Origin of the sequence: Enterococcus sp. AZ167 (genome assembly GCF_051714025.1) — a bacterium.
GTDB classification, from domain to species: Bacteria; Bacillota; Bacilli; order Lactobacillales; family Enterococcaceae; genus Enterococcus_D; species Enterococcus_D casseliflavus.
Genome location: NZ_JBIORB010000001.1, coordinates 2,280,902 through 2,295,983, shown reverse-complemented (window position 1 = coordinate 2,295,983; position 15,082 = coordinate 2,280,902). Strand labels below are relative to the sequence as shown.

13 protein-coding genes are annotated in these 15,082 nt (G+C 45.6%); 9 read left to right on the top strand and 4 right to left on the bottom strand.

Translation table 11 applies throughout. From position 1 onward, the window contains the following. Positions 1-22: 22 nt before the first annotated feature. Both IGJ05_RS10770 and IGJ05_RS10765 read right to left on the bottom strand, forming a co-directional pair. The gene (locus IGJ05_RS10770; protein WP_086338870.1) at positions 23-775 is read right to left on the bottom strand and encodes an ABC transporter permease; all 753 of its coding nucleotides are present in this window, start codon (positions 773-775) and stop codon (positions 23-25) included. After that, a complete protein-coding gene (locus IGJ05_RS10765) occupies positions 772-1,713 on the bottom strand; it encodes an ABC transporter ATP-binding protein (RefSeq protein ID WP_015508713.1) in 942 nt (313 codons plus the stop codon). The genes IGJ05_RS10770 and IGJ05_RS10765 overlap by 4 nt, the downstream gene beginning before the upstream one ends. A 95-nt stretch (positions 1,714-1,808) precedes the next feature. Between IGJ05_RS10765 and IGJ05_RS10760 the strand changes: the two genes are divergently transcribed. The 5 genes from IGJ05_RS10760 (at position 1,809) to cydC (ending at position 8,873) form a co-directional block, all read left to right on the top strand. After that, positions 1,809-2,768: a helix-turn-helix domain-containing protein gene (locus tag IGJ05_RS10760; protein ID WP_438725195.1), complete on the top strand. Its 960-nt coding sequence runs from the start codon at positions 1,809-1,811 to the stop codon at positions 2,766-2,768. Between the two features lie 187 nt (positions 2,769-2,955). Next, on the top strand, positions 2,956-4,386 hold the full coding sequence (locus IGJ05_RS10755) for a cytochrome ubiquinol oxidase subunit I (protein WP_015508715.1): 1,431 nt from the start codon (positions 2,956-2,958) through the stop codon (positions 4,384-4,386). After that, positions 4,383-5,402 carry a cytochrome d ubiquinol oxidase subunit II gene (cydB, locus tag IGJ05_RS10750; protein ID WP_005226530.1) on the top strand — a complete coding sequence of 340 codons (1,020 nt, stop codon included), beginning with the start codon at positions 4,383-4,385 and terminating at the stop codon, positions 5,400-5,402. Before IGJ05_RS10755 ends, cydB begins: the two co-directional genes overlap by 4 nt. Beyond that, a complete protein-coding gene (gene cydD, locus IGJ05_RS10745; protein WP_225000671.1) occupies positions 5,399-7,120 on the top strand; it encodes a thiol reductant ABC exporter subunit CydD in 1,722 nt (573 codons plus the stop codon). Before cydB ends, cydD begins: the two co-directional genes overlap by 4 nt. Further along, on the top strand, positions 7,113-8,873 hold the full coding sequence (gene cydC / locus IGJ05_RS10740) for a thiol reductant ABC exporter subunit CydC (RefSeq protein WP_225000670.1): 1,761 nt from the start codon (positions 7,113-7,115) through the stop codon (positions 8,871-8,873). The genes cydD and cydC overlap by 8 nt, the downstream gene beginning before the upstream one ends. 54 nt (positions 8,874-8,927) lie before the next feature. On the opposite strand, the gene IGJ05_RS10735 is transcribed toward cydC, so the two are convergent. Beyond that, positions 8,928-9,908 (bottom strand): polyprenyl synthetase family protein, encoded by a 981-nt coding sequence (locus tag IGJ05_RS10735; RefSeq protein WP_005226544.1) that lies wholly within the window; start codon positions 9,906-9,908, stop codon positions 8,928-8,930. A gap of 93 nt (positions 9,909-10,001) precedes the next feature. On the opposite strand from IGJ05_RS10735, the gene IGJ05_RS10730 reads away from it, so the two are divergent. The 3 genes from IGJ05_RS10730 (at position 10,002) to IGJ05_RS10720 (ending at position 13,222) form a co-directional block, all read left to right on the top strand. Further along, a complete protein-coding gene (locus IGJ05_RS10730) occupies positions 10,002-10,904 on the top strand; it encodes a prenyltransferase (RefSeq protein ID WP_005226546.1) in 903 nt (300 codons plus the stop codon). 31 nt (positions 10,905-10,935) lie between these two features. Then, entirely contained in the window at positions 10,936-12,144 is a 1,209-nt protein-coding gene (locus IGJ05_RS10725) for an NAD(P)/FAD-dependent oxidoreductase (RefSeq protein ID WP_005226547.1), read from the top strand. A gap of 136 nt (positions 12,145-12,280) precedes the next feature. Further along, a complete protein-coding gene (locus IGJ05_RS10720) occupies positions 12,281-13,222 on the top strand; it encodes an FAD:protein FMN transferase (protein ID WP_225000669.1) in 942 nt (313 codons plus the stop codon). Between the two features lie 61 nt (positions 13,223-13,283). On the opposite strand, the gene IGJ05_RS10715 is transcribed toward IGJ05_RS10720, so the two are convergent. Continuing rightward, positions 13,284-14,198 carry a LysR family transcriptional regulator gene (locus tag IGJ05_RS10715; RefSeq protein ID WP_010748521.1) on the bottom strand — a complete coding sequence of 305 codons (915 nt, stop codon included), beginning with the start codon at positions 14,196-14,198 and terminating at the stop codon, positions 13,284-13,286. Positions 14,199-14,461: 263 nt separating this feature from the next. On the opposite strand from IGJ05_RS10715, the gene IGJ05_RS10710 reads away from it, so the two are divergent. Next, positions 14,462-15,067, top strand: a complete 606-nt coding sequence (locus tag IGJ05_RS10710) for an NADPH-dependent FMN reductase (RefSeq protein WP_005226550.1) — start codon at positions 14,462-14,464, stop codon at positions 15,065-15,067. Positions 15,068-15,082: the final 15 nt, after the last annotated feature.

Below are 15,082 nucleotides of genomic sequence, written 5' to 3'. Positions count from 1 at the left end.
TCAAAAAAGGGAGCCAGCGCCATCAGCGTAACCGTTTCTGATAAAGCATTCGTGCCAAGAACCAGCTCACCACTACGATACCGCCGCACCAGCTAAAGGCACTGATCAAGGTGGTATCTTTTAAGTTTAACAAAAGCCCTCGCAAAGAATGGATGATCGGCGACATTGGTTGGTATTCAGCAAAAATGGCTAACGGACGCGGCATGGTTTCCGTAGGGACGAAACCAGAGCTTAAGTAGGGCAAAAGGGTGATCAAGACAGTAAACAAGGTCGCTGTCTCGGGGCTTTTGGCGATGAGACCAACTAGAACGGAGACCCAAGTAAAAGCGAAGGTGAAGCAAAAGATCAATAGGAAGGCGAGTCCCCAGCCAGTAACTGTGGCTTGGGGGCGAAAACCGATGATCATGGCGACGATCAACACGACCAAGGTGCTGATCAAGCTCCGAAGGGTCGCGGCGAAGACATGCCCGTTTAAAAAGGCTGAGTTAGAGATGTTCAAGGTCATCAGCCGTTCCACCATGCCGGATTTCAAATCTTCCGTCACCGTTACCCCAACGGAGGAGGCGCTTTGGGCGATACATTGGACGAGAACACCAGGAACGACAAAATCGACATAAGAGGTATCGCCGACGTTCATGGCTCCCCCGAAAACATAGACGAAGAGGATCATTAAAATCGCTGGGGTCAAAATCCCACTTAGCAAAGTCTCCATACTGCGAATCGATAGCAAGAGATTGCGTTTGAATAAGGTGTTGGTTTCTATAATTGCTTTCATTGGTTTCCTCCTTGGACAAGTGTTAGAAAAATATCTTCTAACGAAGCATTCTTTTGATTAAAACTGGTTATAGTGATCGGTAGTTGATTGAGTTCCTGCAACAGCGTGAAGGAATGCTGGAAGTCTTGACTGACGGGAAATGCCAGAGAGAGACTGGACTCATTGACTTGCAGCGGAAAATCAGACAGATGCTGACGCACGGTCTGCAAGTGTTCTTTCGTCAATACGCTGATTTCCATCGTTTGTGAAGGGTGTAGTGCTTTGACTTCCGTTGGTGTTCCTTGCAAGATGATTTTCCCTTCATGCAAGATGGCGACTTGGTCTGCTAAAAATTCTGCTTCTTCGAGGTATTGGGTCGTCAGGAAAATCGTTCGTCCTTGAGCGGCGATCTCTTTGATCATGTGCCATGTGGCTAAGCGGTTTTGCGGGTCTAACCCGGTCGTCGGTTCATCCAAAAAGAGCAGGTCAGGTTCGCCGATAAAACTCATGGCGATGTCTAAGCGTCGTCGCATGCCACCAGAATAATTTTTGACTAGTCGGTTGCTGGCATCCACCAAATCAAAACGCTCTAACAAATGTTGGACGATAAATTGTTTGTTTTTGACATGGCGCAAGGCAGCAATCATCAGCAAGTTTTCTCGTCCGGTCAGTTCTTGATCGACGGCGGAAAATTGCCCCGTCAGACTGATTTTCTCGCGAATCGCTGCTGGATCTTTGGTCAAGTCGATCCCGTCGATTAGCGCGGTTCCTTGGTCAAAAGGTAGGATAGTGGACAAAATTTTGACTAAAGTGGTTTTTCCAGCGCCGTTTGATCCTAGTAAGACAAATACTTCGCCAGGAGTGACGTCAAAAGTGACCTCTTTCAAAACGGTTTTGTCTTTGAAGCTTTTTTGTAAATGTTTCACGTGAAGCATTTTCTTTTTTATATGGGTATCCATAGCTTTTCCCTCGTTTCTATAAGATAATTCAACTATAAAGGCTCTTCGGGAAAAGCAACTGCTTATTTCAATATATTGAAAAAGAAGGTGAAAAAATGAACAATTATGGTGCGACAGTGAAAGAGCTTCGCAAAAGCAAAGGCTTGTTGTTGAAGGAATTAGTGGATGAACAATTGTCGATGTCTTTGTTATCGCAATTTGAAAATGGCAAAACGACGATTTCCTGCGAACGATTTCATCGTTTGCTAGATAAACTAGAAGTGAGTTTTGCCGAATTTCAGCTGCTGCATACGGGGGAGCATCATTCGGAGGCTCAAAAGCTAATGGTCGACTATGTCCGTTCGATGGGGATCGAATCCATTGATGAAGTACCTAAATTAAAAAAGAAATATCAAAAGCTGACCACGTACTTTCAACAGCATTACTCCTTGGAGCTGGACCACTTCTTACAACTGATCCGTTTTGACTACTTGATGAAAGAGGAGCTTTTTAAAAGGGTGCCCATCGAGGAGGCTTACCTGAAACACAATTACTGTTTGGACTCTGCCAAGCATTACTTGCTGAATACCGATACATGGGGTGTTTATGAGCTGCGGCTGTTTGCCCGCGCAGCAATTTCGATGGAGCCGGCTTTGCTTTGGCGCTGCTTGACGATCGCCATCAAAAAGAGTCAGCGCTTTGCAAAAATTCCTGGCAATGAAGATATTTTGTACAACACGTTTGAGACGGTATTTTCTGTCTTTGCTGTTTTCGACGAGGCGAATTATGCGGAAAAGACCTTTCATTTATGGCGAGATCATGTTTATGAAAAAGAGCACATTGAACAAGCGATCTTTATGCCGTTTTTTGAAGGCTGGACATGTCTATTAAAACAAAATAAGGCACAAGCAGCGGACTTGATGCAGCAAACGTTAGATCAGCTGGAAAGATTAGGGATGAAGAACACGTTTGCTATGTATCAATTATTAAGCACATCTGTATTGAAAGAAGAGTTTCCAGGGATTTTATTGAGTGATCCATTGCTTTCTGAAGGAACCCGCTTTGGCTGGGAGTAGCTAGAAAAAGCTGTTTCCCGCCGATGAAAGCGCCTTATGTTTAAGAATCGGAGAGGAAGTGATTAAAAATCAGTAAATGCAAGCAATTTGCTTCTTTTTTACTGATTAGAGGAGTATATTCGAAGTTGGAATTTTTCTTTATTTAGAATTATTTTAATGTACTTTTTATGAAATAGGAGGATGTAGGATGGATATTGTGACACTAGCGCGAATCCAGTTTGCGATGACGACGATTTTTCACTTTTTCTTTGTACCGTTTTCGATCGGAACTGGTGTCGTCGTTGCAATTATGGAGACACTTTATGTGATCAAAAAAGATGAAAAATATCGCCGGATGACGAAGTTTTGGGGAAATATTTTTCTATTGAGTTTTGCTGTCGGGGTCGTGACAGGGATCATTCAAGAATTTCAATTTGGGATGAACTGGTCAGACTATTCTCGTTTTGTCGGGGATATTTTTGGTGCGCCCTTGGCTTTAGAAGCTTTGTTGGCGTTCTTCTTAGAATCGACGTTCTTAGGACTGTGGATCTTTACATGGGATCGGGTCAGTCCCAAGCTGCACGCCACCTTTTTCTGGTTGGTGACGCTGGGTTCGATGCTATCGGCGTTTTGGATCTTAGCTGCCAATAGTTTTATGCAGCATCCAGTGGGGTATACCTTGAACAATGGCCGGGCAGAAATGACTGACTTCGGTGCATTATTGGCAAATCCACAGGTGTGGTATGAGTTTTTACACGTGATCACCGCTGCCATCACGATGGGTGGGATCATTGTTGCTGGTTTATCAGCCTTTCGTCTGTTGAAGAAAGACAAAGACATTGAACGTGATTTCTTCAAAAAATCAATGCGGATCGGTTTTGCGGTGGCATTGTTCGGTTCATTCACCGTCTTGCTAGCTGGGGATGAACAAATGAAATACTTGGTTGAAGAACAACCAATGAAATTTGCCGCAATGGAAGGGGCGTATGAAGATACTGGGAGTCCTGCGGCTTGGACCGTCGTTGCTTGGGCGAATGAAGCAGAACATCACCAAGTCTTCGGTGTTTCGATTCCATATATGTTGAGTATCTTAGCCTTCAATGAACCCTTCGGCTCCATCGACGGGATGGATACGGTCAATCAGCAATTGATTGAAACCTACGGCGATCGTAATTACTACCCGCCGGTCAACACACTCTTTTGGAGCTTCCGGATCATGGCTGGTTTTGGTGCCTTGATGCTGTTGGTTTCTGGTCTGGGGTTGTATTTTACGCGTAAGAAGAAACCGTGGCTCTTTGAAAAACGCTGGCTGCTTTGGGTAGTGGCGATCACTTTGTTCACCCCATTTATTGCCAATACAGCTGGTTGGCTGATCACGGAGTTAGGACGTTACCCATGGACGGTTTACGGCTTGTTTACGATCGAAGATAGTGTGTCACCAAACGTTTCCGTGACCTCACTCTTGATCTCAAACATCGTTTACTTCCTCTTGTTCTCTGGCTTAGGCGGAACGATGGTCTATCTGGTGAAACGGGAAATGGATCATGGACCTGAAAAAGAAGCCTTCGGCGAAATCAGCCAAGGAGACAACCAAGAAGGGTACGAAGACCCATTTGATAAGGAGGCGTTTGAAGGATGACCGGTCTGCAATTACTATGGTTCACGTTGATTGGGCTTTTATTTTCTGGCTTCTTCTTTTTAGAAGGGTTTGACTTTGGTGTGGGGATGTCTGTGCAGACATTGGCTCACAATGAAGAGGAAAAAGACCAGATCGTTAAAACGATCGGGCCTGTCTGGGATGGCAATGAAGTGTGGCTATTGACCGCTGGCGGAGCGATGTTCGCCTCGTTTCCATACTGGTATGCTTCTTTGTTCAGCGGTTTTTATTTGATTTTGTTATTGATCTTAGTCGGGTTGATCATTCGCGGTGTTTCCTTTGAGTTTCGAGCAAACTTCCCGAAAGAACACAAAAACATTTGGAACTGGACGTTGACGATCGGCAGTACGATCGTACCGTTTTTCTTCGGTCTGATGTTTGTCAGCATGATCCAAGGAATGCCTTTGGGTGAAGATGGCAACATGACGGCAACCTTTACGGATTACGTCAATCCCTTTTCAATCGTTGGCGGGATCGCGTTGACCTTGTTGTGCTACTTGCACGGATTAAACTATATCGCTTTGAAAACGGAAGGTCCGATTCGGGCACGGGCACGCAACTATGCAAGTATTTTTTATGGCATCTTATATGCAGGCTTAGTCGTCTTTGCTGTGATGCTTTACTTCCAAACGGATTTCTTCGAAAATCATTTTGCGACAACGCTTGGTTTGTTGCTCGTGATCGTTGTACTGACACTGATTGCAAATATCGGCGTCTTTAAAGGCAAAGAAATGATGGCTTTCATTGCGAGCGGCTTGACGTTGATCGCTTTGGTGGCATTGATCTTCACAGGGTTATTCCCAAGAGTCTTGATCAGTTCGATCGATTCAAGCTATGACCTGTTGATCGCTGATGCGTCTTCAAGCCGCTACACATTGAAGATCATGAGTTATCTCTCACTGACGATCTTGCCTTTCGTCTTGGCCTATACGGCTTGGAGTTACTATATCTTCCGTAAACGGATCAGTCATACGGAGGCGTTGGAGGGGTATAAATGATTGATAAACAAATCATGAAGCTCCCAGGAATGAAACAACTTTTAGGGCTGCTTGCGGGACTTTCGTTCCTGCAGGCGCTCTTCATTATTGGGCAGGCGTATGGATTGGCACGAGCCATCACTGGCTTATGGGAAGGACGACCATTAGAGGAACAGTGGGGCTGGATTCTGCTGTTCTTTTGTTCGTTTATCGCCCGACAAGCCGTTATCTATTTCCGTTCCAAAAGACTTGATGATTACAGTTACCAGCAAGCCGCCGATCTGCGGGATCAATTGTTGGAGAAATTGTTTCGGGTCGGTCCTCAGATCGCACAACAGCAAGGGACGGGGAATGTAACAACGATGGTCTTGGAAGGAATCAACCAAGTCGAAAACTACTTGAAATTGATTCTTGCCAAAATCATGAATATGTCGATCATTCCTTGGGTCATTTTGGCACTCGTTTTTTATCTGGATTGGGAATCCGGCTTGGTCTTGCTGTTGGTGTTCCCCTTGATCATCATTTTTATGATCATCTTGGGCTATGCCGCGCAAAGCAAAGCGGAAAAACAATACCGAACGTTTCAATTACTGTCCAATCATTTCATCGACTCCCTGCGAGGGATCGACACGCTGAAATTGTTTGGGGTCAGTAAAAAATATGGCAAGAGTATCTTTGCTTCCAGCGAACGGTTTCGGAAAGCGACGATGGCTTCATTAAAAGTCGGTATTTTATCGACCTTCGCCTTAGACTTTTTCACGACCTTATCGATTGCCGTCGTGGCAGTCTTGCTAGGCTTGCGGCTGATCAATGAAGGAATCTTGCTGTTTCCAGCGTTAACCATCTTGATTTTAGCACCAGAATACTTCTTGCCGATCCGCGACTTTTCCAGTGATTACCATGCAACCTTAGACGGGAAAAATGCGATGACTGCGGTGACGGAGATCTTGCATCAGCCCGAAGCCCAAGTACCGGCAGTAACGGTGCCTCGTTGGCAGGAAGACGCCCAGTTAACGATCGATCAGCTGGCGTTTTCCTACGAGGAAAAAGCGGCTTTGACGGATATCAACTTGAACGTGACTGGCTTCAAAAAGATCGGGATCATCGGTCTGAGCGGTTCTGGCAAGTCTACCTTGATCAATACTTTGAGTGGCTTTCTCGTGCCAGACAGTGGCGAGATCACTCTTGGAGGGGCGAAGACCACGGCCTTTCGCCAAGCAAGCTGGCAAGAACAGCTGATCTATATTCCGCAAAATCCTTATATCTATCGGTTGACCTTGCAGGAAAATGTCGCGTTTTATCAGCCGACAGCTACCAAAGAAGCCGTACTGAAAGCCATTGAAGTGGCAGGCTTGACTGAGCTTTTGGCGGAGCTGCCGCAAGGGTTGGACACGATGTTAGGTGAAGGGGAACGGCATCTAAGTGGCGGACAAGCCCAACGGATCGCTCTAGCCCGTGCCTTTTTAGACCAGCGACGAAAGATTCTTTTGTTTGATGAACCAACGGCTCATTTGGATATTGAAACCGAAGTTGCCTTAAAAGAACGGATGCTACCGCTGATGGAAAACCATTTAGTCTTTTTTGCAACCCATCGCTTGCACTGGATGGAAGAAATGGATGAAATCATCGTGATGGATCAAGGAAGAATCGTGGAACAAGGAACCTTGGCACAACTGCAGCAAAAGCAAGGTGCTTTTACAGAACTAGTCAATGGAATGAGGAGGGAACAGCTTGAATAAAATCGGCTTATTGCGCTCATTGAAAACTGATACGTGGGTCAAGCCTTTCTTGTCAAAATACAAAAACGTTTTGGCGCTGGCCTTATTCCTAGGCTTCTTGACCTTTTTCTGTGGTGGGGCACTGATGTTTAATTCTGGGTACCTGATCAGCCGCTCGGCATCGATCCCAGAAAACATTCTATTGGTTTACATCCCCATCGTACTGACCCGAGCGTTTGGGATCGGCCGTCCAGTCTTTCGCTATTTGGAACGGTTGACCAGTCATAGCTGGGTCTTGCGCATGACCTCTAATTTGCGATTGAAATTGTACAACGTAGTAGAAAAAGATGCGATCTTCTTTAAGCAAGCACATCGCACGGGGGATATCTTGGGCTTATTGGCAGAAGATATCAACCATATTCAAAACCTGTATTTGCGGACGATCTTTCCTACCGTGATCGCTTGGATCTTGTATGCGTTCTTGATCATTGGACTCGGCTATTTTTCTTGGTGGTTTGCTTTGGTGATGCTGCTGCTATTAGGAATCATCGTCTTTGTCTTGCCACTTTGGTCGGTGATCATCAACGGCGCGCGGCAAGAAAAGCAAAAACACATGAAAAACAACTTGTATACGACATTGACGGATAATGTATTAGGGGTTTCTGATTGGGTCTTCTCTCAAAGAGGCAGCGAGTACGTGGCTGCCCATAAGGAACTGGAAACGCAGTTGCGGGCGGTGGATGAACAGATGCTGTCCTTTGATCGCCGGCGTGATTTTCTTTTACAAAGCATCTTTGGAGTGATCGCTGTCGCATTGCTGCTTTGGACCAGCATTCGCTTTCCAGGTAACCACGGAGGAGCAGCCAACTGGATCGCTGCCTTTGTCCTGTGTGTCTTTCCTTTAGTTGATGCATTTGCGCCATTACCGTCAGCTGCTCAAGAAACCAATCGCTACAAAGACTCTATCGATCGCTTCAATGCATTGCCAGAAGAAAATCGCCAAGAGGTCTCCATGGAGCAACCGTCAGTACCTGAAGTGACGGGCCTCGTGTCGATCACAGTCAAGGACTTGCATTTTCAGTATCCTGAAGGCAAAGAAGTGCTTCATGGGTTGGATCTAACGATTCCTGCGCATCAAAAACTAGCGATCCTTGGTCGCAGCGGTTCTGGGAAAAGTACATTTGCCTCCTTGTTGCGAGGCGATCTGCAACCGACCCAAGGGTCGATCACCTTAAACGACCTACCTGTGACGGCATTGAGTGAGTCGATCTGTGACTTGATCGGTGTCATCAATCAAAGTCCCTATCTTTTCCATACGACCGTCTTGAATAATATTCGGCTAGGCAATGAGTCGGCTTCGGAAGAAGAAGTCTGGCGCGTACTGGAGCAAGTCGGGTTGAAAGAAATGGTGGCAGCTTTGCCTAACGGCTTGGCCACGATGGTGGATGAAGCCGGCTTGCGTTTTTCTGGTGGAGAACGGCATCGTTTGGCATTGGCGCGGATCTTGCTAAAAGACACTCCGATCATCTTATTGGATGAGCCAACCGTCGGCTTAGACCCGATCACGGAGCAAGGCGTGCTCGAAACCTTTTTCCAAGTGCTGGAGAACAAAACGATCATTTGGATCACCCACCACTTGCAAGGAATTTCGATGATGGACCGTGTGCTCTTTATTGAAGATGGTCAGTTGACCATGAGCGGAACACCTGCCGAATTGGCAGCAGAAAACAAACATTTTCAACACTTATTGGCCATTGACCAAGGACGACGATAAAAAAGAGCGTCCATCAATCAGTGATGGACGCTTTTCTTCTCATTGCTCTATGGCTCAGTAATTGCGCTGCAAGAGCAGTTCAGTTAATGAACGAATTTTGGCTTTGCTAGGTGCTTCGGGCAGCAGATCGATGTCGTCTAAGGCTTTTTGCGTGTAGGTGACCGCGAAAGCGCGCGCTTTTTCGACACCGCCGTAACGGACGACAAGATCCGCAACTTCTTGGGCTTCTGCCAAGGAGAGGGCTGCTTTTTTATTCAAATAAGGAGCGAATGCTGCAGGTGCCTGTTCTTTGGCAAATAGCAGCGGTAAGGTATAGACTCCTTGTGCCAAATCTTCTAGAATCGGTTTTTTCAAGGTGCCACTATCAGAGGTGTAGTCGAGAATATCGTCGAATACTTGAAAGGCGATCCCGATGTTGCGACCGATCTCACCCGCCCGCTCTTGGTTTTCTGTGTCGAGGCCGCCAAAATGAGCGCCTTCGAGACAAGCGAGCCAAAACAGTTCAGCGGTTTTGCCGTTGATGCTTTGCAGATAGTCGTCAATCGATTCATGGATGTTGTAGCGAGTGTGCATTTGATCAAGTTCACCTAAAAGGAGTCGTTTCATGGCTTGTGCGTTGGTTTTTAAAAACGGGGAGCCATTCATACTTTCGATCAAAAGCTCAAAAAATTGGGTGAACAAAAGATCACCCGTGTAGACCGCGATATCCTTGCCGTATTTGGCTTGAACAGTGACTTGACTGCGCCGCAGCGGCGAATCGTCAATGATGTCGTCGTGGATCAAAGTGGCCATGTGTAAAATTTCTAGAGAAGCAGCAATTTTTGTTAATTGGTCGGTTTTTTTATAATGGGGATCGCCTAAGTCAGCAAACAAAAAAAAGAGCGCTGGCCGCAGCATTTTTCCACCTGAATAAGTAAAGTCGATCAAAACATCTTGTATCTCTTTGTTACGAACAGTAACGTGTTCTTCAATGATGGAACATACGGTTTTCAATCGTTGTTCGATCGTCGGATAATCGATCCAAAAGTCAAACATAGTATAACCCTTTCTAACAGTCATTCAGCCCTTATTCTAGCGTAAAGGGGCGTGATTGACTAGTTTAATGCACTCGCTAAAGGAGGTGAAGTTGTGACGCTACCTGTATTTTTAGAACTTGTCGAATTTAAAGCAAAAACCGCCAGTATCTTGCCATTTTTCATTGGTGTCTGCTACAGCTGGTACAATTATCAAACGATTCATCTTGGCTATGTCCTATTGTATTTCATTGCCATGCTGATCTTCAATATGGCGGTGGATATTTTAGATAACTACAACGATTACCATCATGCCACAGAAGGGCATGATTACAAAGAAAAAACCAATATCATTGGTCGGGAACAGTTGTCTGTCAAATTGGTTTTTTGGTTGATGGTCTCCATGATCATCGTTTCCGCCGCCATGGGAATCGCCTTGGCAATGGTAGTTGGTTGGCCGCTCTTTTGGATGGGGCTGTATTGTTACCTAGTCGGGATCTTTTATTCCTCTGGTCCACGGCCGCTTTCTAGTTTGCCTTTAGGCGAGTTCTTTTCTGGCTTTACGATGGGCTTTATGATCTCATTGATCTGTGTCTACCTTAATGCCTATCAAACCTTTGAATGGAACATTGCCACGATCGGCAGTATTTTCTTGATCTCATTACCCAACACATTATGGATCGCCAACTTGATGCTGGCAAACAACATTTGTGATCTGGAAGAGGATGAAAAAAATGAGCGCTATACGCTGGTGCATTACCTTGGTAAAGCCCGTGCGTTGAAATTATTTATCACGATGAACGTCTTGGCGTTTGTTGCGATCATTGCCTCAGTTGCCCTCAACATTGCGCCTTGGTCACTGGTTCTGACCTTTTTCGCGGCGCCCTTTGTCTGGCAACAGACAAAACGATTTATGCAAAAACAAATCAAAAGAGAGACCTTCATTTGTGCCGTTCGGATCCTTGCGGTCGGAGCATGCGTACAAGTGCTGAGTTTTGCGATTGGTTTGATTTTATAATTTTTACAGCAAAGAAAGGAAGTAAGGAAACATGAAGGAAGTTGTCATTTTAGGAGCAGGGTATGCTGGATTGCGAGCATTGCACGTACTGCAAGGAGCAAAAGAAGCGTTTCACATCACATTGATCGACAAAAACGATTATCATTATGAGGCAACCGATCTTCATGAAGTTGCGGCCGGTACGCAACCAAGAGACCGCATTTGCTATCCCATCAATGATGTCGTTCGTCCCCAAAAGACCACCTTTGTTCAAAAGGAAGTGGCGTCGATCGATCGTAACCAGCAAGTGATCGTTTTTAAAGATCAATCCACGTGCACGTATGATTATTTGATCGTGGCGTTAGGCTTTGAATCAGAATCATTTGGGATCCCTGGGGTCGAGGAGCATGCGTTGGAAATGGTGGATGTCGACTCCGCAGAAAACATCTATCATCATTTGTTGAAACAAATGAAGGCATACAAAGAAACACAAAATCCTGACTACCTAAAAATCGTTGTCTGCGGTGCTGGTTTCACTGGAATCGAATTGCTAGGTTCATTGGTGGAAAACCGTAAAACCTTCGCGAAAGCAGCAGGTGTCAAACCAGAAGACATCAAACTGTACTGTGTCGAAGCAGTGACTCGTTTATTACCGATGTTTGATGAAAAACTATCGGATTACGGTATCAAAAATCTCGTTAAATGGGGCGTAAACTTCCTGACTGGTAAACCCATCAAAGCAATCAAACCAGGTGTCGTTGTCTATCAAAATGATGCCGATACAGGAGCAACAGCAGAATTATCAGCCAAAACCATCGTTTGGACCACAGGCGTCAGCGGCAGCCATGTGATGGCTGAATCAGACTTTTCTGCTCGTCGTGGTCGCGTGATGGTCAATCAAGACCTAACAGACCCTGATCATAGTAACGTCTATGTTGTCGGTGATGTTTCAGCAGTCATGGACCCAGCGACCAATCGCCCGTATCCAACAACGGCTCAAATCGCTTTGAAGATGGGGCAGCATGCGGGTAAAAATATCTTACGTCAAATGAACGGAGAAAAACCAGCAGATTTCCACTTTGAATCATTAGGTTCAGTGGCGTCGATCGGCAATACCCATGCCTTTGGCTTAGTAGGGAAAATGGGCATCAAAGGCTATCCCGCTTCCGTGGTGAAAAAAGCCATTATGGACCGTTCCTTGTACCAAACCGGTGGGGTCAAAGAAGTATTGGCGAAAGGCCGCTTCGACTTTTATCATTGAGCAATAGAAACAGCAGACTGCGAGGGTGACCTCGCAGTTTTTTTTCAAAAAAAGCAGCAGCGGTATCCCGCAGACTACTTTTTTCTCCCAGAAACTGCTATGATAGCCAAAAGAACAGAACAAAGGAGCAAGGACAATGCCAGAAGGCCAACGAGTGTTACAGGGAATGGGAACGGTGATCACGATTTGGGTGCAGCATGAAACCCCAGAAGTGATCTTAGAGGAAGCAGCCAAAAGAGCTGCGGCCTTTGAACAGCGTTTTAGTGCCAATGACCCGACGTCTGAGTTGATGCAGATCAATCAGCAGGCAGGACAAGGAGCGATCGCTGCCACACAGGAATTGTTTGAATTGATCGCACTAGGGAAAGCCCATAGCGTACCCAAAGATAGCTACTTAAATATTGCCATCGGTCCTTTGGTGCAGGAATGGCGGATCGGGTTCCAAGATGCTCATCTACCAACGCCTGAGAAAATCGCGGAGCTGCTGCCAAAGACTGATCCTGCCAAAATCGTTTTGGATGAAACGCTGCAGACCGTCGGGTTAGCTGCTGGCATGAAGCTTGATCTAGGGGCTGTGGCAAAAGGATATTTTGCTGATTTGTTGATGACCTATTTCAAACAGGTTGGTGTCACAGCCGCTTTGATCGATCTTGGGGGCAATGTGGTGACTTACGGCGATGCCCCGAGCCATCAAGATGGCTATTGGCGGATCGGGATCCAAAACCCTTTCTTACCAAGAGGGAATTTTGTTGCAGCGTTGAAGGTGCATAATCAATCAGTCGTTACATCAGGGATCTATGAACGAACCTATCAGGTAGCGGGCAAGACCTATCATCATATTTTTGATCGAGAAACGGGCTATCCGTTAGAGTCAGCCATTGCCAGTGTCACAATTCTCTCCGACCAATCGGTTGATGGAGAGATTTGGACGACCCGCTTATTCGGCAAAGAGCCACAAGCCATCTTGCAGGAGCTGGCGCCGTTAGAAGGGATCACTGGGTTAGTCATTACCAAACAAGGAGAACTGATCTATCCGCAAGAATTAGCCCGTTTGATCGAAACGCCAACAGCAGAATGAAAACAAGCAGCGATCACCTAGGAATATAGGTGGTGGCTGCTTGTTTTTTTGTAAAAAAAAGCTAGACGTGTTGCAAAAAGGTCTCGATCAAGTCCGCTTCGCTGTTTGACAATGCCCGTTCGGCTTGATGGGCAATAAAATAGGTGAGGGACAAAAGTTCCTCTGGCATCGGATAAAGATTAAAAGGAGTCGCGGTCGCTGCTTGCAGCACGCTTTCTGGTACGATCGCAATCCCAAGGTTGTTTTCTGCCAATGCTGCTGCTGTATAAATATTGCTGCTTTCTATGAGAACGGTCGCCTCTACTTTGTATTTTTGCAGCAATTGATCGATTTGACGCCGAATCGCCGAGCCGCTAGCGGTCAAAATCAACGGACTTTGCAACAAGTCTTTGACGGCCAATGAATCAGGTGCTAAATACCGCTTCTCTGGTTGATACAGGGGAGAACAAGGCGGAATGATCGCTAGATACCGTTCTTGATTGGTACTGTGGACTGTTAGATTCGGTGCGATCGTCTCAGGATTTTGTCCGATAAAAAAGTCCAGCTGCCCATTCAACAGTCGTTTTTCATTGTGTTTGGGCAGGTCTTCCCGCAAGAAAAAGTGCACGTTGGGATAGTGTTCATAATATGCAGGCAAAAAGAGTGGCAGCAGATAGGAACCAAGGCTGGGCAAGATGCCTAAGCGCAAAGAACGCTTCTCGGTCGCGGTATACCAAGACAGCCGACTTTTCAATTTGGCAGACTCTGTTTCCAAGGTTTCCAGATATTGATAATAGATTTTACCAGCTTCCGTCAGTTGAAAATGACCCGGCTGCCGATTGATGATGGGGGTCCCTAGCTCTTGTTCGGCACGTTTCACGGTTTGTGTCAAGTAAGGCTGTGAGATGTAGAGGTCTTTGGCGGCTTTGGTATAGTTGCTATGCTTTAACAAGGTATCGAGGTATTGCAGCATCAGATGGGAATCTTTAAGTGCCATTGCGTGGTCCTCCTAGTCATTTTTCTCATTATAACAAATTTGTTATCGATAGATAGTTAAATAAATATTTCACAAATAAAGAATTCAGTCGTACACTAAATGGGTACTTGGGGAAGATTTTTTTGTTTAGGAAGAAGCCTTTCATCTCAGTAGGTCTTAAAAACCAACTTGAGAAACGATTGAAAAAAGAAATCAAAGCCAATGGTCAAAAACTTTTTATTTATTGTTAAATGTTAAATTATTCACAATTAGGAGAGATGATAATGAAATTGATTGGAATCGTAGGAACCAACTCGACGCGTTCGACCAACCGTCGCTTACTGCAATTTATTCAAAGCCATTTTAGTGACCAAGCGGAGATCGAACTTTGCGAAATCAGTGATCTGCCAGCATTTAATGAACCAGAAGATCGGACGGCACCAGCGGCAGTCCAAGCCTTGTCAGAGAAGATCGAAGCAGCCGATGGGGTGATCATCAGTACACCAGAATACGATCACTCGATCCCAGCGGTGCTAAAAAGCATGATTGAATGGCTTTCTTATACGACGCGGCCTTTGATCGATAAACCAGTGATGATCACGGGTGCTTCTCTTGGTGCATTAGGTTCATCGAGAGCCCAAGCCCACTTGCGTCAGATCTTAGATGCACCAGAAGTAAAAGCTCGAATCATGCCGAGTGCGGAATTTTTATTAGGGCACTCCATGCAAGCCTTCGATGAACAAGGAAACTTGATCGATAGCGAAAAAGTTGCCGAACTAGAAGATTGTTTCAATGAATTTGTCTTGTTTGTCGAAATCACGAACCGTCTGGTCAGTGAATATTCAACGGCTAAAGAACGAGCAAAGAAATTTTCGTGGGAACAAGCATAAGAAAGAGAGGAACCA